At 32.3% G+C, this 1,180-nt stretch carries 1 protein-coding gene; it reads left to right on the top strand.

What is annotated here, in order from left to right:
* On the top strand, positions 1–1,180 hold a 1,180-nt coding region (locus tag DM397_RS00575; RefSeq protein WP_162615441.1), incomplete at both ends, for an AMP-binding protein.

Here is a 1,180-nt window from a genome sequence, read left to right as displayed (position 1 = left end):
AATAGTTTCTTATAATACCGATATCTATGACGAGTATTTGATAGAGAGAATGTTTAACCATTTTGAAAACCTGCTTAAGGAATCGTTAGAACAGCCTGAAAGAATGATTCAGGAAATCGGCTACCTAACATTTGAAGAGCAGAATCAGTTATTGACAGCATTCAATGACACAAATGCAGCGTACCCAAAAGACAAGACCATCATAGATTTATTTGAAGAACAGGTTAGAAAGACACCAAATAATATTGCTGTTGTTTTTGAAGAAACAAAACTAACGTATCAGGAACTTAATGAGAAATCCAATCAATTGGCTTGTTATTTAAGAGAGAATTATGTTATTAAACCAGATGATTTGATAGGGATAAAGATGGACAGAACTGAAAATATGATTGTAACGATCCTGGGAATATTAAAATCAGGAGCAGCTTATGTTCCCATAGATATTAATTATCCGCAAGACCGCATCGATTATATCGAACAGGACAGTAATTGTAAAGCCGTTATTGATGAGAATATTTTAGACAATTTTACACAGGTTCAGGATAAATATTCAAAAGAAAATATTACAAAGATAAATATCGCTAATGATTTAGCTTACATAATTTATACTTCAGGGTCTACCGGGAAACCAAAAGGGGTAATGGTGGAGAATAAAAATGCAGTTGAATTGATTAATTGGTCTCAATTTGAATTTGATGCATCAAAATTTGAAGTGATGTATGCTACAACTTCCTACTGTTTTGATATGTCAGTTTACGAAATTTTCTATACTTTATCGATAGGAAAAAAAATAAGAGTTCTAAGAAATGCATTGCAAATAAAGGATTATATAAATATAGAAAGCAAAATTGTATTAAATACTGTCCCTTCTGCAATTCGAAAGCTATTAGAAGATAATTTAGATTTAAAGAATATAGTTTTTATTAATATGGGTGGCGAGATAATGCCTCTGGATATTGTTAAAAAACTTCCAACAGAAAAAATAGAAATCAGAAATTTATACGGACCTTCAGAGGATACTACCTATAGTACGTGTTATTTAATACAAGATAAAGAATATAAAACAATTCCTATTGGCAAACCACTTTCCAACACCCAGATTTACATCTTAGACGATTCCTTGCAGATTGTTCCGATAGGAACTCCCGGAAAGCTGTTTATATCCGGGGCGGGAGTAGCG

It is taken from the genome of Flavobacterium nitrogenifigens (assembly GCF_003254565.1).
In the GTDB taxonomy this organism is placed as follows: domain Bacteria; phylum Bacteroidota; class Bacteroidia; order Flavobacteriales; family Flavobacteriaceae; genus Flavobacterium; species Flavobacterium nitrogenifigens.
This window is presented reverse-complemented; position numbering and strand designations above follow the sequence as displayed.